Source organism: Mucilaginibacter ginsenosidivorans (assembly GCF_007971025.1).
In the GTDB taxonomy this organism is placed as follows: Bacteria; Bacteroidota; Bacteroidia; order Sphingobacteriales; family Sphingobacteriaceae; genus Mucilaginibacter; species Mucilaginibacter ginsenosidivorans.
The window spans coordinates 511,546-531,860 of sequence record NZ_CP042436.1; the positions used below are offsets into that span (position 1 = coordinate 511,546).

A 20,315-nucleotide genomic window follows, 5' to 3' on the forward strand; every position below is an offset into this window, starting at 1 on the left:
ATAACAGATATTGTTCAGTTTAATAGACAATAATTGTAGTAAATAAAGGAATTACAGCAATAATATATGTGCTTAAAAAAGGAATCAGCTAATAGATACCATGAAAAAAACCTGATAGGGATACATCAAAATAGTAACAAACCTTTCTTAACGTGTCCAGCCTGATGTCAACCTTGCCCGATTCGAGTCTTGCTATATTAATATTGGTTTCGCTGTAAAACTTTTCCTGGGTAACCTGGTTCTGCCTTCTCAGGTTCTTTATCTGCAGCGCGATCTTCTTTTTAAAGGCGTCTTCCGATTTGTTAAGATACTCAAAATCAGTCAGTAACATACTTATAATTCGGTTTATCAGGTTTATTGACATGCAATCTAATAAATATATCGAGAAAACTAATTTCTACGTTCGTAAAAATTTTAAAGCATTAATTTACAGATTCTGACGTATTCGTCATTGCCTATAACTCAACATGGCTTTACATTTGTAATATTATCAACGGCTCTGCATACCAATCTGTGAAAAAATATAAGCTTTCATTTACCTATGAAAAACTTTACTTGAATTCTCAGACGCCCAAGCTGAGTAAATTTTGTTCTTTGTTTTGGGTTTAATCAATAGTTTAAATTAATTAGGGGAAAGAGAACTTTGCATAAAGGTTCTCTTTTTTTATGTATTGATTTTTTACTATGCATGCATAGCATTAAATTTGCCGGTACCAATTCCAAACACGATATGCATTTCGAATTTTCCGAAGAACAGCTAATGATACGCCAGGCGGCGCGCGACTTTGCCCAAACCGAACTGAAACCGGGTGTGATAGAACGCGACGAGCACCAAAAATTCCCTGCCGAACAGGTAAAAAAAATGGGCGAGCTTGGTTTCCTGGGCATGATGGTGCCACCCGAGTATGGAGGCAGCGGCATGGACGCTATTTCCTACGTACTGGTAATGGAAGAGCTTTCAAAGATCGATGCCTCAGCCTCGGTGGTTGTTTCGGTGAACAATTCCCTGGTTTGTTACGGTTTGGAAAAATATGGTACAGAGGAGCAAAAAAGAAAATACCTGGTTGCCCTTGCCAGCGGCGAAAAGATAGGTGCGTTTTGCCTGTCTGAACCAGAGGCCGGCTCAGATGCCACATCTCAGCACACTACCGCAGTAGATATGGGTGACCATTACTTGCTTAACGGCACCAAAAACTGGATCACCAACGGCGGTACCGCATCCACCTACCTGGTAATAGCGCAAACCGATCCGTCAAAAAAACATCATGGTATCAATGCGCTGATCGTCGAAAAAGGAATGGAGGGCTTTACCGTCGGCCCCAAGGAAAACAAATTGGGCATACGGGGTTCCGATACGCATTCGCTGATGTTTACCGACGTAAAGGTTCCCAAGGAAAACAGGATAGGCGAGGATGGCTTTGGCTTCAAATTCGCCATGAAAACCCTCGAAGGTGGCCGCATAGGTATTGCCGCGCAGGCGCTGGGTATAGCGTCGGGCGCATACGAACTGGCTCTTGAATATTCCAAACAGCGCAAAGCTTTCGGAAAAACCATTTCCGACCTGCAGGCAATTCAATTCAAACTGGCCGACATGGCTACGCAAATAGAAGCGGCGCGCTTGCTTTGTTTAAAAGCGGCCTGGCTTAAAGACCATGGGCAACCTTATGCACAAGCCAGCTCAATGGCCAAGTTGTATGCATCCGAAGTGGCTATGCGAACAACTATTGAAGCCGTGCAGATACATGGCGGCTACGGTTTTGTGAAGGAATACCACGTGGAGCGTTTAATGCGCGACGCCAAGATAACCCAGATATACGAGGGCACCTCCGAAATTCAACGGATTGTCATTTCGAGAGAGGTGTTGAAATAAATCGGATAGTTTTCGGTTACTTTGATAAAAGTATATCAATTTAATAGACTATCCTGATGCGTATAAAACATTTGCTGTCGGTAATACCCCTCATCTGCCTTGTTCATTTAAGTTTTTCCCAAAGTCATTTAAAACCCGGTATCTGGCGCGGCCAGCTTAAAACCAAATCGGGCAACCTGCTGCCATTCAACTTTGATGTAAAAGATGTTGCGGGTAAACAGCAACTATTTATTCATAACGGTTCCGAACGTTTTAAGGTGACCGACATTCGCCAAAAAGGTGATTCCGTTCTCATCCACATGCCTCTTTTCAATTCGGAGTTTAAACTGAAGCAGGATAAGAACGGTCTGAAAGGGCGCTGGATAAAGCATTACGCCGACCATGATATGCTAATGGATTTTGACGCAGTGGCCGGCATTAACTGGCGTTTCGTTAACAACCCCGCTGTTCCGAAATTAAATATTGGCGGATTATGGACTGCCGTATTTGTAACCGACAAGGGGAAACAGGATACTACAGTGGGCGAATTTTATCAAACCGGTTCAAAACTTACGGGTACTTTCCTGACCACTACCGGCGATTACCGTTACCTGGAAGGGATCGTCGACGGCAACAAACTGCATTTGTCAACCTTCGATGGCGGCCATGCCTTTTTATTTACCGCTGATATAAAGGACAACAAAACCATCGTGAACGGGGTATATTATGACGGCTATGACGATGTAGAAAAATGGACCGCCTACCGCAACCCCAAAGCTGCATTGCCCGATGCGTACTCCTTAACCAAGCTAAAGCCCGGCTATAAAAAGATCGCATTTAGTTTCCCCGACCTTAACGGAAAAAAGGTATCCTTAACCGACCCTAAATACAAAAATAAAGTGGTCATTATCCAGATGATGGGTTCCTGGTGCCCTAATTGTATGGATGAGACGAACTTCCTTGTGAACAGCTATTATAAGAAATATCATCCGAAGGGGGTTGAGATCATTGGCCTGGCTTACGAGCGTACCACCGATTTCAACAAATCGAAAACTACTTTAACGCAACTGAAAAACAGGTTCAATATACCTTATACTTTACTCATAACCGGGTACACCCCCGCCAAAGGCGACCCGGTAAAAAGCTTGCCTGCCCTTGAAAATTACCGTGGTTTTCCCACAACCATCATCATCGACAAAAAAGGCAACGTAAGTAAGATACACACCGGCTTCAGCGGCCCAGGCACCGGCAAATATTATACGGAGTTTGTGGCAGAGTTTGAGAAGCTGACGGATAATTTGCTGGCGGAGAAATAATTCTGTAGAGACGCATGATTATGCGTCTCTACGCCCTCTCTCTTCCCAAATCATACACAAATGCAAAATGGTTTCCACCGCCTTTTGCATATCCTGTACCGATACCCATTCGTGTTTGCTGTGAAAAGCGTGCTCGCCCGCAAAAATATTAGGGCAGGGCAAACCCATAAAAGATAACCGCGAACCATCCGTACCGCCGCGTATGCTGCAAAGGCGAGCCTCTAAACCTGCCCGTTTCATCGCTTCCATGCCATATTCAACTATTTCCGGGTGCCGGTCGAGCACTTTTTTCATGTTGCGGTACTGTGGCTTCACCTGCAGATCGTAACTGCATCCGGGGAACCTTGCTAATACAGTATCAGCTGCCTCGCGAATAACTTCAGCATGTTGCGCCAGTTTCTCGTCCTCAAAATCGCGGATAATAAAATCTATTTCAGCCGTCTCGATATGCCCGCTAATGCTTACCGGGTGTACGAAGCCCTGTTTGCCTTCAGTTTGTTCAGGCGACAGATCGTGCGGCAGCGCGGCGACGATCTGTCCGGCAATTTTTATGGCGCTTTGCATTTTCCCTTTGGCAAAGCCCGGGTGCGAACTTATGCCATTGATAACCAATTTTGCACCGTCGGCCGAAAATGTTTCGTTCTCCATATTGCCGGCGCTTTCGCCGTCCATAGTGTAACCTGCGTAGGCGCCTAATTTTTTTATATCAACTTTATCCACCCCGCGACCTATTTCTTCATCCGGCGTAAATAATATCCTGATCGTTCCATGTTTGATTTCGGGATGGTTCATCAACTGGTAGCAGGCATCCATAATTTCGGCGACGCCTGCCTTATTATCGGCCCCAAGCAGGGTTAGTCCGCTTGCGGTGATCACATCATTTCCTATTTGGGTTTTAAGTTCAGGATGATCGTGTAGCCTGATTACTTGCGAATGATCATCGGGTAAAATAATATCCTGCCTCTGGTAGTTTTTATGCACTATAGGCTTTACGCCCGTACCGCTGCAATCGGGCGCGGTATCCATGTGCGAGCAAAAGCAGATCACCGGGATATTGTCCTTTTCGCTGTTGGAGGGTATGGTAGCATACACGTAACCGTAGTCATCCAAATGCGCGTCATGTAACCCTATCTCAATTAATTCGTTTACAAGTGCTCGGCCCAGATCCTTTTGCTTTTCGGTTGACGGAATGGTATCAGAATTTGGGTCGGATTGTGTATCGATAGTTACGTAGCGCAAAAAGCGCCCGGTGACTGTGAAATTTAACAGGGAATTTAGTTCCATTATATAGCGTTTATATCGGGATAAATTATATTTTTGACAAACTGTAATTGGGCCGTTTCAGAAACAATGGTACAATATTGAATAAAATTAAGCATTGAAAAAACTCATTTTACTTTTCGTTTTTTTGTTTTCTGTAGTGCTGGCAAAAGCACAAATGGGCTACAACTATAAAGAGTTTGGAATAGGGCTCGATGTTAGCTACGCGCGTGGCTACACCAACATTGCCCGGCAGGATGAGCACATTGTTGCCAACATAAACTTCATTTACAATTACAGCCCTTATATCCCTGTGACAGCGGAATTGCAGTTTGGTACTTTGTCCGGCGGTGGCCTTACCCAAAACCTCGACCGTTACGGGCGTATGTTTACCAATCATTTTGAAGCGTTCGTACTTCACGCCGATTTTCAGTTGGGCGAAGTGATCGACTATTCGCAAAATGATTTTCTCAATATTGTAAAAAACTTTTATTTCGGCAGCGGCGGCGGTATCGTATTTAATAGCAACACTGTACAGCGCACCAATGTTATCCCCGAGAATGGTTCACTCGATTACGTATTTCCCGGTAAAGATGCCAGCATTAATCTTACGGTGCCTTTGAGGTTTGGTTACGAATTCAAAATTTATAATGAATATTCTGAACCTTATATGGCAATCGATCTCGGCTATGTACACAACCTTGTCTTTGGCGAGGGCCTTGATGGTTACGACGACCCTTCGAACAAATTCAAAAACAACGCGACCAACCAATACAGGCAGATCGTTATCGGGGTTAAATTCAACTTCGGCAATATCACTTCGTACAATAAACTGATCAGGCGGTTCCCTTGAACATAGAAGACCTTCGCGATTATTGCCTGGCCAGGCCCGGCGTAACCGAGGGATTGCCCTTCGGCGAAGATACGCTGGTGTTTAAAGTAGGCGAAAAGCTATTCCTGCTTACCAGCATTTCCGACCCCACGCATTTTAACGTTAAATGCGACCCAGAGCTGGCCATGGAACTGCGCGAACGCTACCCCGAAGTACGGCCCGGTTACCACATGAACAAAAAGCACTGGAACACCGTTCGCTCCGACGGCAGCCTGACCCGCAAACAGCTTTGCGATATGATCGATCATTCCTATGAACTCGTATTGAAAAGCCTGCCGAAGAAAGTGCAGGAGGAGATACAATAGCACCAGAAGAAGACTGGTTCGGTTTAACAGAAAAAAGATTTACCAACGATAAATTCTAAATGAATCAAATAAAGTTCAGCTGTTGTAAACAAGGCAATCGCGGAAACTAAATAGTACCGTCGTAGAATCACCTCTACGTTGTTGCACTTATCGACGCTCTTACGCTTCGCGTAACGAGGTTTGGTTTATTGCTCCTCCCCATTGATTCCGTCTTTATCTGCATTATAAAACGTGATCTTACAATAAAAAGAAAGCAAAATAGCCCTCTCTACTGCAAGCAGTAAACAGGGCGGTCGAGCGAAGCAATGACCAGCTGAGTCAAATAGCAAAGCAGCATTAAGGCATTCGTCTGTATAATTTACCTTACAAACTTCTTTAATTCGCCTTCAAAGTTATATTTGTCAAAACTCATTCTCAATGAAACGACTTCTGCCGGTTTTGCTGGCCGGTTTTGCATTTTTCCAGGCAAAGGCCCAGCTAACCCCTTTCGAAAAAAGCGCCGATAAAAACTATACCGCTACCTACGCCGAGATAACCACTTATTACCAGCAGTTGACTAAGCTTCATCCGCAAATGAAGCTGATCAATTACGGCATTACGGATGTGGGCAAACCGCTGACGCTTGTTGTGCTGTCGCGAGATAAAGTGTTCGATCCGGCGCTTATCAAAAAGCAAAACAAAAGGGTGATACTCATCAACAATGGCATCCACCCCGGCGAACCGGAAGGCATCGACGCTACGATGATGCTGACACGCGACCTGCTTAAAAATAACAAACTACCTAAGGACCTTGTACTGTGTTTTATCGAGGTTTATAATATCGGCGGCTGCCTGAACCGCGGCATTTCACGCATTAACCAGAACGGGCCGCGGGCGTATGGCTTCCGCGGAAATTATAAAAATCTCGACCTGAACCGCGATTTCATCAAGGCCGATAGCAAAAACGCCCTCGCGTTTGAAAAGATACTGAACACCTGGCAGCCCGAGGTTTTCCTGGATAATCATACCAGCGACGGAGCTGATTACCAGTATGTGATGACGCTGATAGAAACGCAAAAGGACAAGCAAAATCCCATACTCGCCGAATACACCTCCAAAACACTATCGCCCGAGCTATACAGGCGCATGGCCAAAAGCGGTTACGAGATGACGCCTTATGTGGAAGAGATAAAAGGCACGCCCGACTCGGGCATCGTGGCGTTCCTCGAAACACCCCGTTTTGGCACAGGTTATACGGCACAGCACAATATCATCAGCTACATTACCGAAACGCACATGCTGAAGCCTTTTGACAAGCGTGTGTATTCCACCTACGATTTTATGCAGCACCTTATCGATATTTGCGAACGCGACCACAAGCTGATAGGTGAGTTGAAACACAAAGCCGATGAGCAGGTGAAAAATCAAACCACCTTCGCGCTAAACTGGGAACTGGACGAACAGCATTGGGATACACTTACTTTTAAAGGTTACGAGGCCGGCCATAAACCGAGCGAAGTAAGCGGTTTGCCGCGTTTGTATTACGACCGCAGCAAACCTTTTACCAAAACCATAAAATATTACGATAACTATAAAGCCTCGGTATTTGCTGATAAGCCGGTGGCCTATGTGATACCGCAGGCATGGGGAAAAGTGATCGACCTGTTCAAGCTCAACAATATCGCCATGCGTAAACTGGCGCACGACACCACACTCGACCTACAGATGTATTATATAGCCGATTATAAAACACCGGAGCGCCCTTACGAAGGGCACTACCTGCACAGCAATGTGAAGCTGACACCCACCGGCATGAAAGTGAAATTTTATGCCGGCGATTACGTGGTTTATACCAACCAGGCGCTAAACCGTTATATTGTCGAAACGCTCGAGCCCCAGGGCGTCGATTCATTTTTTGCCTGGAATTTCTTCGATTCCGTGTTGGGAGAAAAGGAAGGCTATTCGGATTACGTATTTGAAGATGATGCCGCCGCCCTGCTGAAAAAAGACCCGGAACTGCGTAAAAAACTGGATGATGAGAAGGCAAAAAACCCACAATTAGCCAACAGCGCACGGGCGCAACTAAACTTTGTTTACCGTAACTCGCCTTATTTCGAAAAAACCTATCTTCGGTACCCGGTTGGCCGGCTGCTGACCGGCACAAAACTCGACTTACAATAAATGGATCCAACCCAGTTACTACATATAGCACCGGTGGCGTGCGTTATATTTGCTGTTACCGTAGCCGTTAGCTTTATTGCCTTTTCCAGCGATTGGGTGTATGAGAATTTTATCCTGCACCCGGCCTCGGTGTATCATGGCAAAAACCTGCATACGCTCATCACCAGCGGCTTTATCCATGCCGACCTGATGCACCTGTTCTTCAACATGTTCAGCTTTTACTTTTTTGCTTTTACGCTTGAAGGAATTTTGGGGCATTGGCAATTCGGCCTATTATACGGGCTTAGCCTGGTGTTAAGCGACCTGCCTACGGTAGTGCGTTATAAAGACAGTTACAATTACCGCAGCCTGGGCGCTTCAGGCGCTATCAGCGCTGTGATATTCAGCTATATTTTGTTCGACCCACTGGCCGGAATGGGTTTTGTGTTTCTCCCCGGTATTGATATCCCGGCGGTAATATTCGGCGCACTATACCTGTATTACTGTTCGTATGCTTCCAAACGTCAATTGGGCAACATCAATCACGACGCACACCTTTTCGGGGCGATCAGTGGCATTATGATAACCATTGTAATGAGGCCACATGTAGCCGTTGATTTTGTACATCAAATCACCTTGAAAGTTCAATCGCTGTTGCACTGATAAAATTGCCGTCGGCATCCAGCAAAAAGCTCATGGGGCTTTCCGGGTTTTTAATGATCTCGAACAGCAGGAAACCCCACTTTTTCCAGAAATTTTCAAGCACCTGCCCGTAAACCTTATTCTGCCAAAAATCGAAAGTAGGCTTGCTGCTCATGCTGCGCAGGGGCATGGCTTCAATATAAGTCTCATCGCCCACAGGCAAAATATTATATTCAGGCAGGCGGTTGAACAGGTAGGCCGAATAAAAAACCCGGGCGTTAAATTCTTCGAACTGGATAGGATGAAGTGTTTGCCCGTTTATTTTCTCTAAAATCTCCCGGTGATAATTCCGGTTGGCGTCATTATCCTGCAGGCAAATGATTAGCCCGAAATCCTTCATCCGCATCGAAAAGGTAAGTGTGTTTATCTCGTCGCGATACACGAATTCATTGCTTTCATTGTTCACCTTAAAAAGGAACAGGCTGAAAGGCTTAAAATCCTCAAAAACTATCGGCAGATAAATGCTTTGCAGCATCAGGTGCAGGTTGCTGAATTTATGAATGAGCGATTGCGAAATGTTAAATTCCTGCCCGCTGGCGTGTTGTTGTTTGATACCGGCCTGTATTTCATTAAACACAATGCCATAAAGTATCTTACCCGCCCATTGAAAAAGTTTCAGCTCAGCCAGGCTCTTCATACCCTCATAACCCAACGCTGCTGCCGCCGCAACTTCTGTCTCCAGCGGGTCCAGGTATTGCTCGTTGATCATTGCTGAACAAGGTAATTTCAGGTCCTTATAGGTCGAAATGCTCTCATCCAGCATCTTGAAAGATTGGTCGGCCAGGTTATGGCTACTCATCAGCCAGGCAGGGAACACCTGTATCTTTTCTTCTTCCGAACTCAAAGGTTTCCCACTAAGGAAACAGTTTCGATTACTGAAGTTGAAATTTTGAAACGGGTGGTATATCTCTACAGGCATGGTGGCAAAGATAAGCAGGAAATTTAACTGCGGTGTCGGCCTGGGTTGATGTAGGGTCATTTTGTTGGCTCAATCGGTATCACTTTGAACCAGGTTGAGCCAACTAAACGACAAGTTCTTCTAAAACTTCACATTCAGCGATACCAAAAAATTCGCCGGCGCCTGCGGGAAGTAATAATTATAATTAACCACTGTGCCGCCCTCTATATCCGGGTACGTCGCGCCGTCCGACTGGTATTTTTTGCTGAAAATGTTATTCACCAGCAAGCCTGCTCCTATCTCTTTTATACCTCTTATCCGGAAGGTATAATTAAGCCGAAGATCGTTCACCAGGTAAGCATCCAGCGACCGGCTTAAAGTCGACGTATTGTCCAAATACTGGCGTCCCACGTACTTGGTTACAAAAGCGATCTCCGCATTTTTAATGGGATGATAACTGATCGTGCTTGACCCGGTAAAGCCCGGTGAGTAAGCAATGTTGGTTTTTTGGTAGTCGGTTTCGTCCACGCCACCGGTGTCATAGTTCTGCAAAAACTGTTTGAAATTCTTCAGCTTGTTCGTGCTTAATGTAGCAGTAGCATACCAGCTCAAAGGTTCGGCAATTTTTACGCGCGCGCTTACCTCCACGCCCGTACGGTAGCTGTCCTTAATATTGGTTCGTATCGCCTCACCCACGTCGTCAAGCGCACCGGTTAGCACTAGCTGGTTTTTGTACAGCATATAAAACCCGTTCACATTAACGCTGAAACCCGGCTGACCGAAACGGTAGCCAAGTTCAAGATCTTTCAGGTTTTCCGGCTTTGGCCTGCTTTGCGGCGATGAATTGACAAAATCGCTACGGTTCGGCTCGTGGTTACCCACGGCTATGGATGCATACACGTTGCTATGGTCGTTAAGGTTATATGTTATGCCCGCTTTCGGGTTGAAAAAATTCAATTCCACTGCCTGCTGCACATTGTTAAGGTTTTGATCGAACCCTAAAAATGAGTAATAGATATGGCGGTATTGCAGATCGCCGTACAATAATACATCGCCGAGCTTATATTCCGCCCGGGCAAAAGTGTTAAAGTCTGTTTTCCTTGCGTTATTACGCGAATATTCGTAATCCGGCAGAATATTAGTACTTTCCTGCGTCCACTCGATATTGTTGTAGTGCCTGCCCTTGTATTCGTTGTAAGCGCCGCCGAGCGTTAAACCAAGGTTGTTGCTTGCCCTGTAGTTGAAGTTATACGTAAGGCCGTAAAAATCATTATCCAGCCAAAGGCGCCGCACCAGGTCAGTTTCATCAACAGTGGTGCCACCAATAATAACCGGCGTGATACCGTAATCGGTTAACGACTGTTCATTTTTATATTCCTCGTAGTAGCCCGAGCCTTTGGTATAATGCAGGGCCCCGCTGAAGGACAATTTGGTGCTGATCTGCTGATCGTAAAGCAGTTGGTAATAGTTCTGCGTGTAGTTATCGGTCTGGTTTTTATAGTAGCTATTGCTCGAATTGATGTAGCCCAGTTCATTATATCGCCGGTTACCGCTTTTCACGCTGTCCTCGGGCACGCCGTCCCAGGCCTGGTAAGTTTGCTCGTAACCCGAAAACACATTCAAGCGCAGCACGCTGCTTTTACCATAATACGCACCGCTTAAAAAGAACGATTTCAAATGCGAAAATGCCCTGTCGATATAACCGTCAGAGTTCATCCTAGACAAACGCCCGTCAACGCTAAAGTGACCGCCAAGCAGGCCCGTACCCAGGTTAACCGTATTTTTTATGGTACCGTATGATCCTACAGAATTGTTCAGTTCGGCATAAGCGGTATCGCGCCTGGTGGTGGTTTGGATATTGATGCTGGCGCCAAAAGCCCCGGCTCCATTGGTTGACGTGCCCACGCCGCGCTGCAGCTGTATATTATCCACAGATGAAGCCAGGTCGGGCAGGTCGACAAAGTACACACCCTGGTCCTCGGCATCGTTCAGCGGTATACCGTTCACGGTTACATTGGTGCGTGTTGCGTCCGAACCCCGGATGCGGATGCTGGTGTAACCCACACCGGCCCCTGCGTTCGATGTTACTACAGTCGATGGCGTTTGTTCCAGCAAATATTCAAAGCCCCGGCCCGAATTATTTTTGTCGATGTCTTTCTTTGTCAGATTGGTAAAAGCTGTTGGCGAGTTGTTGAAAGCACGGGTGGCGCTCACGGTAACCTCCTCGGTCATAATGCTGGCCGGGACCAATTGGAAATTAATGGTCGTGTCACTCTTCAATAAAACACTTCTTTCGATGGATTGATAGCCGAGATAGCTGACCTTAAACTGATAGGCACTGCCTTTGGAAACGCTGAGCCGGTAATTACCATCAGCATCGGTAACCGCGTTAATGCTTGGATTGATGGTGATGTTCGCTCCCGGCAAAGCTGCGCCGGTTTGCTGATCGGTAACTTTCCCTGAAACGGAAAGCTGGGCCGCTGCCAGGACAGGCAACAGCAGGGCGATGAATGCCGCAAATAAATTTTTCAAAATGTGAATTAATAAAATTTGTTAAACCATCTGCACACCAGGGTTGAATGCGCAGTACACTTAACTTTTTACCTCTCCCTACGCCGGCATTACCCGGATCAGGTGTCTGTTGAAGTCATTGGTCAGTGGTCATTAGTCATCAGTCCTTAATTAGGACTATAAGACTTTCGACTCAAGACTTTGTACTTAAACAATGGGTTTGATCTCAGCCTGTCTTTCAGTTTGATCGCTCAAAGCAAGGCACCCCTTGAGAATTATGGAGCAAATATAGGATTTAAGTCCGAATTCCGATAGCTATCGAGACGAGTAAGTCCAATACACCGGGGAACTGGTGGTCTTGCGGGGAGATCACTTTAAAACAGGCGGCTCCTATGGAGCCACAAAAAACTATTTTTTATTCTATAAACAGGTTGTTCCTACGGAACTTATTGTCGTTCCAATCACTGACTCCAACGGAGTCGCCTGTTTATAGCATAAAATAAAAGAGGACAGTGGCTCCGGAGGTGCCTCCTGATGGCCTAAATTTTTAAATAAATAAAATCACAGAATATCAGTTCGCCTGGGCCTGGAAAATATCGTTTTGCCTTAGCAGGCGTACCACTTTCACAAAACGGCGTTTATAGGTACCCTCCATTGCAGTAATGGTAACGCCGTTCTCCTTGCCCGAAGTTGAATGGATAAAGGTAAGCTTGCCGCCTTCATTGCTGTACACTATCGCCACATGCCCTATGGAGTGCGGATGATAGCTTTTTGTTCCTTTAAAAAGGATGATATCGCCCTGGCGTGCGTCTTCGATACTGATCTCCCGGCCTATGTTTGCATAATCGCCCGAAGAACGCGGCACATCGGCGTTAAAGCTTTTGAACACATAACTCACAAAGCCCGAACAATCGAAACCCCGTAACGGATCGGAGGAAGCCTCACGATAAGGTATCCCGATTAACGACTGCGCGAAGTACATAAGATCATAAGATGATATGGTATCTGTAGCGCCATTGAGGTGGAATACAGGTGGCTTTACCCTAACCTTGTATGAATGCCGCATTTTACGTGAATGGGCCGTAGCGGCAAAAGCCACACATAAAAACAAAAGGACTGTCAGGGTCAGATATCTTTTCATTCGGCGACCTAATATAGTATTACATTTCGAATTTCAAATGTTCAATTTCGAATTTAATCTTTAACGGCTCAATCTTTCGCCCCTGCCTGCCGGCAGGCAGGTTTATCCTTTTTCCTTTCCCCGTAAAATACCTTTCACCTTTCCCCTCAAAACAGTACTTTTGCAAACTTTTATACCATATAGCTATGTTACAAACACATTCACGGACACATACCTGCGGCGAATTAAATATCAGCCATTTAGGTAAATACGTTACTTTATGCGGATGGGTGCAAAAATCGCGCGACCTGGGCGGGATGACCTTCATTGACGTGCGCGACCGCTATGGTTTAACCCAACTGGTGTTCAATACCGATTCGGACGCAACCTTACGTGAGAAAAGCCGCGAACTGGGTCGTGAATTTGTGATAAAAGTAAGTGGTACCGTAATAGAACGTACCAGCAAAAACAACAGGATACCAACGGGCGAGATCGAGATCGCTGTCGATTCGCTGGAGATATTAAATACCGCCAAAACCCCGCCGTTCCAGATAGAGGATGAGACCGATGGCGGCGAGGAACTGCGCGCCAAATACCGTTATTTAGATTTGCGCCGTAACCCGATACGCAACAACCTTGTCCTCCGTCACAAAATGGCGCAGGAAGTGCGCAAATATTTGGATGGGCTCGGCTTTATCGAGGTGGAAACCCCGGTGCTGATCAAGTCGACCCCGGAAGGCGCACGCGATTTCGTGGTGCCAAGCCGGATGAACCCGGGCGAGTTTTACGCCCTGCCGCAGTCGCCGCAAACCTTTAAGCAATTGCTGATGGTAAGCGGTTTCGACCGTTACTTCCAGATAGTGAAATGTTTTCGCGATGAGGACCTGCGCGCCGACCGCCAGCCTGAGTTTACGCAGATAGACTGCGAGATGGCCTTCATCACCCAGGAGGATATCCTGCATATTTTCGAGGGGTTAACGCGTCACTTGTTCAAAACCGTTAAGGGTATCGAATTTGAGAAATTCCCCCGTATGCAATATGCCGACGCGATGCGTTTGTATGGTTCCGACAAACCAGATATCCGTTTCGGGATGGAGTTTGTTGAACTGAACGATGTGGTACAGGGCAAAGGTTTCGGCTTGTTCGATAATGCCGAACTGGTTGTCGGTATCAACGCCAAAGGCTGCGCTGAATACACCCGCAAACAAATTGACGAACTGACCGACTGGCTTAAACGCCCACAAATTGGCGCCGGCGGCATGATCTATTGCCGTTACAATACCGACGGCACCTTAAAATCGTCAGTCGATAAATTTTATAATGAGGATGAACTGACCAACTGGGCGGCTGCCTTCAACGCTGAACCCGGCGACCTGATGCTGGTATTAGCCGGCCCGGCCGATAAGGTTCGCAAGCAACTGAATGAACTTCGACTGGAAATGGGCGGTCGCTTAGGTTTGCGCAATAAAGATACCTTCGCACCGCTTTGGGTGCTCGATTTTCCTTTGCTGGAGTGGGAAGAAGAATCTGGCCGTTACCACGCCATGCACCACCCGTTTACGTCGCCAAAACCGGAAGATATTGCTCTGCTGGACAGCGCCCCGGGCAATGTCCGCGCCAATGCGTACGATTTGGTGATCAACGGCACCGAAATAGGCGGCGGCTCCATCCGTATCCACGACCGAGACCTGCAGGCTTTGATGTTCAAACATCTTGGTTTTAGCAAGGAAGAGGCCCAGAAACAATTCGGCTTTTTGATGGATGCATTCGAGTTCGGCGCACCGCCGCATGGTGGCATCGCTTTCGGGTTCGACCGCCTGTGTTCCATCTTCGCCGGGCTGGATTCGATCCGCGATGTTATCGCCTTCCCGAAAAACAACTCGGGCCGCGATGTGATGATCGATACGCCGTCAACCATCCACGAGGACCAGATGAAAGAGCTGAAAATTAAGACGACCCTGTAAATTGTTACTATCTTTGTAATATGGAATCTGCGATCATATCTGGAAAATCGAAAAAAGATATTCAGCTTTTAATTACTATAGCTGAAAAGATGGGTATAAATGCCAAATTTTTAACCAAAGATGACTTGGAGGACTTCGGAATGGCCAAAGCAATAAAAGAAGGTGAAACCGGAGAATTGATTAATGCAGCTGATTTTTTGAAATCAATAAAATGATCGTCAAGATCGACAAAAGCTTTCAAAAGGATGTCAGTAAGATCAATGACGTAAAAATCAAAACTGCAATTGTCGAAACTATAAATCTTATTCAGGAATCAGAAATCCTCTCTTCTATAAATAATCTAAAAAAACTATCAGGATATAAAGACCTATATAGAATCAGATCAGGTAATTATCGGATCGGATTAAGGTTTACTTCGGAACAAGAGTTGATCTTTATTAGATTTCTCCACAGAAAAGAAGTCTATCAGCGATGGCCCTAAGTTTCCAGGTCATCAAATTGAAAATTAAGGCAACGGTGTAATTATCTGCCCGTTTTAACCGTAATCAGAAAGAAGAAACATTGAGCGCATTATTCGTATATAATTTTCTACTGAAAATCGAGTTATAAATTCACAAAAAACATCCAATGAAGAAATTAATACCCGTATTCTGTTTACTTATTCTAACTTTCTCGGCCTGTAAAAAAAGCGACAGCTTTGATCCTGCCAAACAAGCTATTGCCGACGATGGCGAGATACAGGCGTACCTGACAACTAACAACATTACAGGCGCAACTAAAGATGCCTCAGGACTTTATTACAAAGTCATCACTCCGGGCACAGGCAATTACCCCACACTTAGCTCAACCATTACGGTCAACTCAACGGGTAAGCTCCTCAACGGTACCGTTGTTGATACCGAAAACGCCCTGGTTACACCCCTAACAAACGTTATAAGAGGCTGGCAGATCGGTGTGCCGCACATCAATACCGGTGGCAGGTTGTTGCTGATCGTTCCCTCGGCATTAGGTTATGGTAATGCCACTGCTGGCGCTATCCCGAAAAATTCGGTGCTGGTATTTACTATCGACCTGCTGGGTTACAATAACTGATAACATAAAGAAAATTGAATATTACAAAAGGGCGATCCATATGATCGCCCTTTATTTTTTTATATTCGGTGAAAAATCGCTCCGGATGAAAAAACTTTGCGTTCTTATAGTTTCGATCGTGGCTCTGCAGGCATCAGCCCAAACTAATGACCTGGAAGCCATTGCCGCCAAAAAAGCCGATTCGCTTTTTAAGCAAACCGTAGCCTGGCGGCGCGACTTTCACGAGCATCCTGAATTAGGCAACCAGGAAGTACGCACTTCTGGTATTATCGCAAAATATTTGCAGTCGCTGGGGCTCGAGGTAAAAACAGGCATTGCAAAAACTGGGGTTGTCGGTATACTTAGGGGCGGTAAACCCGGACCGGTAATTGCCCTGCGTGCCGATATGGATGCTTTGCCGGTAACCGAACGTACACCTGTCCCTTTCGCATCAAAAGTAAGGTCGACCTATAACGGCCAGGAAGTTGGCGTAATGCACGCCTGCGGGCACGACTCACATATGGCTATGCTGATGACTGTCGCCGAAATATTAACCTCCATGAAGAGCCAGTTGCACGGCACGGTAAAATTTATTTTTCAGCCGGCTGAAGAAGGTGTGCCGGCAGGGGAAACCGGCGGCGGCGAAGAAATGGTGAAGGAAGGGGTATTGGAAAACCCGAAAGTCGATGTCATTTTTGGTCTTCATATATTTTCTTACATTCCCGTTGGCACACTTACTTACCGCCCGGGCGGCGTAATGGCCAGCGTGAATGACATGAAGATCATCGTGAAGGGTAAATCGGCTCATGGCGCTTATCCCTGGTTCAGCACAGACCCCATCGTAGTTTCGGCACAGATCATCAATAACCTGCAAACTATCGTCAGCCGGAATGTCAATATTACGGAGAACCCTGCCGTAGTTACCATTGGCGCTATCAACGGCGGCACACGCCACAATATTATCCCCGAAAAAGTGGAAATGGTGGGTACGCTACGCGCGCTTAGCACGGCCGACGAAAAGCTTTTGATAGAACGTGTAAAACAAATTGCTACCAAAACAGCTGAAGCCAATGGCGCGGTAGCCGACGTTGCGATACCTTTTAGCGTACACTACCCGGTAACCTATAACGACCCGGCGCTGACCGCTAAAATGCTGCCAACCCTACAGCGTACCGCAGGGCCATCAAATGCTGTGGCGGGACCGGCGGTTACAGGCGGCGAGGACTTTAGCTTTTACCAGGAAAAAGTGCCGGGATTGTTTGTGTTCCTGGGTGGCATGCCCAAAGGCGCCGACCCAAAAACTGTGGCGCCAAACCATACGCCTGATTTTTTTATAGATGAAAGCGCTTTTCCGCTGGGAGTGAAAACTTTGTGCAACCTGACGTTGGATTACATGGATATGAAAAATTAAAAAATTAGTTATATTTATCCCGCTGCTGGCATGAAACGTTTTCTGACTGTTTTATTCTCTGTTCCGTTCGCTGCGCTGGTTTTTTCACAAGCGGGGTATGCCGGTATTAAAACAACTGCGGCTCATAACGCTGTAGATTCGGCCGCAACCCGGAAAATCGTTATCGGCATCATCAATACGGTTATCAATGCGTCGGGCACATTCGATGTAAAAGCTATTTCCGATTTTTATACCCCCAATGCCCTTGTGGCCGATGAGGAGCCGCCGTTCTCATGGAACGGTCCTACTGCAGGCGTGCAATGGGTAAATACCGTTGAAAAAACCTGCAAAGATCTTAGGATCAAAAAGCTGAAAGGCCGCATGGGCCGCATCAGCGTTTACCTGCAATCGGAAGAAAGCGTGTATGTGATCGTGCCTGTCAGCTATGTTGGCGAGATCAAGGACCAGTCCTTCGAGGAAGACGGCGCATTCACCTTTGTCTTCAGGCTGGTGAACGATAAATGGCTAATTAAAAGCCAGGTGTGGGTGTCGAGGAAGGGAATGTAATTTTTCAGTTGTAAGCCATAAAACTTATCTTTACTTGTAGAGATCAGCTTCGTTTCTTTCACTCTTCGCACAGCAATGAAAAAAATTATTTTATCGCTATTCGCAATACTTTCATTATTGGGTGCATTTGGACAGGAGAAGGACCTTGGGAAAATTGCAGATAGTATAAAAAGCGAGGGCGTAGCCCTTTACAAATCCGAATGGGCGTCCTGGTACGGAACTGATATTTTTACAGAAAAATGCCAGGCAAGAAGAGCAATTGCCGGCGGATATATTTCATACGATACGGGCGAAGCTTTGGTTAACGTCTTCTTTTCAAAAGGGCCCGAGCCAAAAATTTTATCGACGATCACATTCGGCTATGGCTTTGATCCAAAGGAGTATAAATTAGACACGGCGAACAGGGATTTTTCAAATCCCGAAAAGGAACTATACACGATCAGGCAAAACGCGATAGCCAGGATCAACAAGGACACACTTTTTAAAACGTATAGCAACACCGAGCTGAACCCCGTTCCGCTTATCCGAAACGGCGTAAAAAAAGTATATGTTCTGACCGGAACCGACGCGACCGGCGTAGTGCTTTTTGGGAATGATTACCGGGTCGATTTTGATGACAACAACAATGTAACTTCAGTCAAAAAATTACACAAGGGATTGATCCCTGCCAGGTTCAGCAACGATACGTCAAAACAAACGCAGATCCAACTGGCTTCGATGCATACGCACCTGCCAAAATATGATCAATTTATCACATCAACCGACATTTGCACGCTGATGTTATATGAAAAATTCACAACCTGGAATCAATGTGTCGTCATGTCAAAAAATTACACGTCCATTTGGGATTGTAAAAGAAATCAATTGATCATTTTGACAACCGAAGCATGGAAAAAAATGAATCCGTTGAAAAATGCTCTTGAAAATAATTCACATTAATATTTCCCTTTGCCCAATCTCCTCTTTATCTGCAGCAAAAACCAATGGCGCAGCCCGACGGCCGAACTTTTGTTTAAAAACCATCCTGTTCATAAAGCACGTTCCGCCGGAACAAGCGATAAGGCGCGTATCCGTGTCAGCCAGAAATTGATTGATTGGGCCGATGTGATATTTTTCATGGAGCGCCGGCATAAGGAAATGGTCGCAGAACGTTTTGGCTTGGCCGGCAAAAAAATCATCGTTTTGGACATTGAAGATGATTACCCGTTTAACGACCCGGAGCTTATCGGCATCCTGAAATCGGCCCTGATCGACTATCTGTAGACTTTTCTTACTTTTGCGACATGGAACAAACAGAGCAAAAACAACAATTGAAACAGGTACAATTTATTTTCTGGCTAAACCTGGCCTTGGCGCTGTTTTCGTTTTCGATATTTATCAAATCTCTCAACAGCGATATCTCGTGGAAAATGATCTGTTCAGGCGCCGGCTTTGTGCTGTTGCTTGGGCTGACAACGGCTCTTTTTTTCAGGATGATGAAGCTCCGTAAGACGGTGAAGGACTGAATCCACGCACAAATATCACTGGATGTTAATATGTTAATAGATTTATATTGAATAAAACTTAAACTGCCAGTAAATTTATATTGTCAGTTAAAGTTACTTCTATTGTTTGTTTGGATTGGTTAAATTTCAGGTCAGCCGGAGCTAAAAACTCCGGCTGATTTTTTTTATCCCCTGTCTAACTTTGCCGTTCACTGACAGGGAAATCGCTTTCAAAGCAGGAGGCTCCTATGGAGCCTATAAATGTTTTATTTTTGTGCTATAAACAGGTAGTCCCTCCGGAACTATTTGGCTGTTATGACACAACTCCATTGGAGCCGCCTGTTTATAGTATAAATAAGTTCGATACGAGCCTCCTGATAATCGCTATAAATATTAAAAGTGATTTCCTTGTATTCACTACTCACTATTCACCATTCACAATTCGTAATTTTGCCGTATGAGCCAGGTAAGCGAGATCAGGTGTCCGCATTGCGGGGAATGGACCATGTGGCAGGGTCATATCGACGACCGCTGCATCAGTTGCGGCGAGTTCCTGGAGACGCGCCGTTTCTCGCTGGAAGTTGAGAAAAGGATCACCCGCGAACTGAAAAAGGACGATGATTATTTTGCCCCAAAACCTACCGACAGCCCCGAAAAAAGATGGTTCAAATCCATGTTCAATTCATTTCGCTGGGGAGTTTATTATGTGCAGCTGGCATTGTTTACCTTTATTACCATCGTTTTACTCATCATAAGCTTGCTGGCAGGCTAAACCTTTCTGAAAAAAAATGCCCTGTATTTTTTGAACTTATCAGGTTTTTTTATCGTAAATTTGATATACACCAAT

The 20,315-nt window shown here is 45.7% G+C and carries 21 protein-coding genes; 16 read left to right on the forward strand and 5 right to left on the reverse strand.

Translation table 11 applies throughout. The annotated features are described in order from the left end of the window. Positions 1-88: 88 nt before the first annotated feature. On the reverse strand, positions 89-331 hold the full coding sequence (locus FRZ54_RS02400) for a helix-turn-helix domain-containing protein (RefSeq protein WP_147030058.1): 243 nt from the start codon (positions 329-331) through the stop codon (positions 89-91). 399 nt (positions 332-730) lie between these two features. Here FRZ54_RS02400 and FRZ54_RS02405 point away from each other — a divergent pair, with 399 nt between their 5' ends. Next, positions 731-1,870 carry an acyl-CoA dehydrogenase gene (locus tag FRZ54_RS02405; RefSeq protein ID WP_147034398.1) on the forward strand — a complete coding sequence of 380 codons (1,140 nt, stop codon included), beginning with the start codon at positions 731-733 and terminating at the stop codon, positions 1,868-1,870. 56 nt (positions 1,871-1,926) lie between these two features. After that, the gene (locus FRZ54_RS02410) at positions 1,927-3,165 is read left to right on the forward strand and encodes a peroxiredoxin family protein (protein ID WP_187359729.1); all 1,239 of its coding nucleotides are present in this window, start codon (positions 1,927-1,929) and stop codon (positions 3,163-3,165) included. Between the two features lie 18 nt (positions 3,166-3,183). Here FRZ54_RS02410 and pepT read toward each other — a convergent pair whose 3' ends face one another. Then, the gene (gene pepT / locus FRZ54_RS02415; RefSeq protein ID WP_147030059.1) at positions 3,184-4,449 is read right to left on the reverse strand and encodes a peptidase T; all 1,266 of its coding nucleotides are present in this window, start codon (positions 4,447-4,449) and stop codon (positions 3,184-3,186) included. Positions 4,450-4,543: 94 nt separating this feature from the next. Here pepT and FRZ54_RS02420 point away from each other — a divergent pair, with 94 nt between their 5' ends. From FRZ54_RS02420 to FRZ54_RS02435, 4 genes are all read left to right on the forward strand, one after another. Continuing rightward, complete coding sequence (locus FRZ54_RS02420; protein WP_147030060.1) at positions 4,544-5,278, forward strand: hypothetical protein; 735 nt, start codon at positions 4,544-4,546, stop codon at positions 5,276-5,278. Beyond that, a complete protein-coding gene (locus FRZ54_RS02425; protein ID WP_147030061.1) occupies positions 5,275-5,622 on the forward strand; it encodes an MmcQ/YjbR family DNA-binding protein in 348 nt (115 codons plus the stop codon). The genes FRZ54_RS02420 and FRZ54_RS02425 overlap by 4 nt, the downstream gene beginning before the upstream one ends. Positions 5,623-6,039: 417 nt before the next feature. Further along, entirely contained in the window at positions 6,040-7,782 is a 1,743-nt protein-coding gene (locus tag FRZ54_RS02430) for a M14 family zinc carboxypeptidase (RefSeq protein WP_147030062.1), read from the forward strand. Next, entirely contained in the window at positions 7,783-8,424 is a 642-nt protein-coding gene (locus FRZ54_RS02435) for a rhomboid family intramembrane serine protease (RefSeq protein WP_147030063.1), read from the forward strand. On the opposite strand, the gene FRZ54_RS02440 is transcribed toward FRZ54_RS02435, so the two are convergent. The 3 genes from FRZ54_RS02440 to FRZ54_RS02450 all read right to left on the reverse strand — a co-directional run bounded on the left by FRZ54_RS02440 (position 8,393) and on the right by FRZ54_RS02450 (position 13,013). Then, positions 8,393-9,442, reverse strand: coding sequence for a hypothetical protein (locus FRZ54_RS02440; RefSeq protein WP_317131600.1), 1,050 nt, complete (start codon positions 9,440-9,442; stop codon positions 8,393-8,395). The genes FRZ54_RS02435 and FRZ54_RS02440 overlap by 32 nt on opposite strands. A 60-nt stretch (positions 9,443-9,502) precedes the next feature. Then, positions 9,503-11,893, reverse strand: a complete 2,391-nt coding sequence (locus FRZ54_RS02445) for a TonB-dependent receptor (protein ID WP_147030064.1) — start codon at positions 11,891-11,893, stop codon at positions 9,503-9,505. A 550-nt stretch (positions 11,894-12,443) separates the two neighbouring features. Beyond that, positions 12,444-13,013 (reverse strand): C40 family peptidase, encoded by a 570-nt coding sequence (locus tag FRZ54_RS02450; protein WP_147030065.1) that lies wholly within the window; start codon positions 13,011-13,013, stop codon positions 12,444-12,446. 185 nt (positions 13,014-13,198) lie between these two features. Here FRZ54_RS02450 and aspS point away from each other — a divergent pair, with 185 nt between their 5' ends. The 10 genes from aspS (at position 13,199) to FRZ54_RS02500 (ending at position 20,240) form a co-directional block, all read left to right on the forward strand. Continuing rightward, on the forward strand, positions 13,199-14,956 hold the full coding sequence (aspS, locus tag FRZ54_RS02455; RefSeq protein WP_147030066.1) for an aspartate--tRNA ligase: 1,758 nt from the start codon (positions 13,199-13,201) through the stop codon (positions 14,954-14,956). 20 nt (positions 14,957-14,976) lie between these two features. Beyond that, a complete protein-coding gene (locus tag FRZ54_RS02460) occupies positions 14,977-15,171 on the forward strand; it encodes a hypothetical protein (protein ID WP_147030067.1) in 195 nt (64 codons plus the stop codon). After that, a complete protein-coding gene (locus FRZ54_RS24925) occupies positions 15,168-15,437 on the forward strand; it encodes a type II toxin-antitoxin system RelE family toxin (RefSeq protein ID WP_147030068.1) in 270 nt (89 codons plus the stop codon). The genes FRZ54_RS02460 and FRZ54_RS24925 overlap by 4 nt, the downstream gene beginning before the upstream one ends. A gap of 146 nt (positions 15,438-15,583) precedes the next feature. Further along, a complete protein-coding gene (locus tag FRZ54_RS02470; protein WP_147030069.1) occupies positions 15,584-16,048 on the forward strand; it encodes an FKBP-type peptidyl-prolyl cis-trans isomerase in 465 nt (154 codons plus the stop codon). An 85-nt stretch (positions 16,049-16,133) separates the two neighbouring features. Continuing rightward, positions 16,134-17,438: an amidohydrolase gene (locus FRZ54_RS02475; protein WP_147030070.1), complete on the forward strand. Its 1,305-nt coding sequence runs from the start codon at positions 16,134-16,136 to the stop codon at positions 17,436-17,438. A 30-nt stretch (positions 17,439-17,468) separates the two neighbouring features. After that, on the forward strand, positions 17,469-17,984 hold the full coding sequence (locus tag FRZ54_RS02480; protein WP_147030071.1) for a hypothetical protein: 516 nt from the start codon (positions 17,469-17,471) through the stop codon (positions 17,982-17,984). Between the two features lie 75 nt (positions 17,985-18,059). Beyond that, on the forward strand, positions 18,060-18,923 hold the full coding sequence (locus tag FRZ54_RS02485) for a hypothetical protein (protein ID WP_147030072.1): 864 nt from the start codon (positions 18,060-18,062) through the stop codon (positions 18,921-18,923). Between the two features lie 9 nt (positions 18,924-18,932). Continuing rightward, on the forward strand, positions 18,933-19,247 hold the full coding sequence (locus FRZ54_RS02490) for a low molecular weight protein tyrosine phosphatase family protein (protein ID WP_147030073.1): 315 nt from the start codon (positions 18,933-18,935) through the stop codon (positions 19,245-19,247). Positions 19,248-19,267: 20 nt separating this feature from the next. Further along, on the forward strand, positions 19,268-19,489 hold the full coding sequence (locus tag FRZ54_RS02495) for a hypothetical protein (protein WP_147030074.1): 222 nt from the start codon (positions 19,268-19,270) through the stop codon (positions 19,487-19,489). Between the two features lie 436 nt (positions 19,490-19,925). Continuing rightward, positions 19,926-20,240 carry a hypothetical protein gene (locus FRZ54_RS02500; RefSeq protein WP_147030075.1) on the forward strand — a complete coding sequence of 105 codons (315 nt, stop codon included), beginning with the start codon at positions 19,926-19,928 and terminating at the stop codon, positions 20,238-20,240. Positions 20,241-20,315 lie beyond the last annotated feature (75 nt).

What these genes read in the sequence shown, in the direction of transcription:
- FRZ54_RS02400 (WP_147030058.1), bottom strand. Translation starts at nt 331, where the DNA reads ATGTTACTGACTGATTTTGAGTATCTTAACAAATCGGAAGACGCCTTT.
- FRZ54_RS02405 (WP_147034398.1), top strand. Translation starts at nt 731, where the DNA reads ATGCATTTCGAATTTTCCGAAGAACAGCTAATGATACGCCAGGCGGCG.
- FRZ54_RS02410 (WP_187359729.1), top strand. Translation starts at nt 1,927, where the DNA reads ATGCGTATAAAACATTTGCTGTCGGTAATACCCCTCATCTGCCTTGTT.
- pepT (WP_147030059.1), bottom strand. Translation starts at nt 4,449, where the DNA reads ATGGAACTAAATTCCCTGTTAAATTTCACAGTCACCGGGCGCTTTTTG.
- FRZ54_RS02430 (WP_147030062.1), top strand. Translation starts at nt 6,040, where the DNA reads ATGAAACGACTTCTGCCGGTTTTGCTGGCCGGTTTTGCATTTTTCCAG.
- FRZ54_RS02435 (WP_147030063.1), top strand. Translation starts at nt 7,783, where the DNA reads ATGGATCCAACCCAGTTACTACATATAGCACCGGTGGCGTGCGTTATA.
- FRZ54_RS02440 (WP_317131600.1), bottom strand. Translation starts at nt 9,442, where the DNA reads ATGACCCTACATCAACCCAGGCCGACACCGCAGTTAAATTTCCTGCTT.
- FRZ54_RS02450 (WP_147030065.1), bottom strand. Translation starts at nt 13,013, where the DNA reads ATGAAAAGATATCTGACCCTGACAGTCCTTTTGTTTTTATGTGTGGCT.
- aspS (WP_147030066.1), top strand. Translation starts at nt 13,199, where the DNA reads ATGTTACAAACACATTCACGGACACATACCTGCGGCGAATTAAATATC.
- FRZ54_RS02460 (WP_147030067.1), top strand. Translation starts at nt 14,977, where the DNA reads ATGGAATCTGCGATCATATCTGGAAAATCGAAAAAAGATATTCAGCTT.
- FRZ54_RS24925 (WP_147030068.1), top strand. Translation starts at nt 15,168, where the DNA reads ATGATCGTCAAGATCGACAAAAGCTTTCAAAAGGATGTCAGTAAGATC.
- FRZ54_RS02470 (WP_147030069.1), top strand. Translation starts at nt 15,584, where the DNA reads ATGAAGAAATTAATACCCGTATTCTGTTTACTTATTCTAACTTTCTCG.
- FRZ54_RS02475 (WP_147030070.1), top strand. Translation starts at nt 16,134, where the DNA reads ATGAAAAAACTTTGCGTTCTTATAGTTTCGATCGTGGCTCTGCAGGCA.
- FRZ54_RS02480 (WP_147030071.1), top strand. Translation starts at nt 17,469, where the DNA reads ATGAAACGTTTTCTGACTGTTTTATTCTCTGTTCCGTTCGCTGCGCTG.
- FRZ54_RS02485 (WP_147030072.1), top strand. Translation starts at nt 18,060, where the DNA reads ATGAAAAAAATTATTTTATCGCTATTCGCAATACTTTCATTATTGGGT.
- FRZ54_RS02495 (WP_147030074.1), top strand. Translation starts at nt 19,268, where the DNA reads ATGGAACAAACAGAGCAAAAACAACAATTGAAACAGGTACAATTTATT.
- FRZ54_RS02500 (WP_147030075.1), top strand. Translation starts at nt 19,926, where the DNA reads ATGAGCCAGGTAAGCGAGATCAGGTGTCCGCATTGCGGGGAATGGACC.